Raw genomic sequence first — 210 nt, forward strand, 5'->3', positions numbered from 1 at the left:
TGGACGACGGTGTTGAGGGTGAGGCCGCGGGTGCGGGCCATGTCGGTGAGGCGGGCGGTGGTGTCGGGGTCGAGCGTCGCGGTGGCGCGGGCCGGACGGGTGGGGAGGGCGGTGTCGAGACCTGGTGCCACGAGGGTGGGTTCTTCGAGTCCTGACAGTTCCTGTGCCCAGGCGGCCAGTCCGGCGTCCTCGTCCTGTTCGGTGAGCCAG

The 210-nt window shown here is 71.9% G+C and carries 1 protein-coding gene; it reads right to left on the reverse strand.

Annotation, left to right across the window (positions count from 1 at the left end; all coding sequences use genetic code 11):
• A partial coding sequence (locus tag ACLF6P_RS30180) for a hypothetical protein (protein WP_415954623.1) occupies positions 1 to 210 on the reverse strand: 210 nt, incomplete at both ends.

It is taken from the genome of Streptomyces lothianensis (assembly GCF_047779955.1).
Taxonomy (GTDB): Bacteria; Actinomycetota; Actinomycetes; order Streptomycetales; family Streptomycetaceae; genus Streptomyces.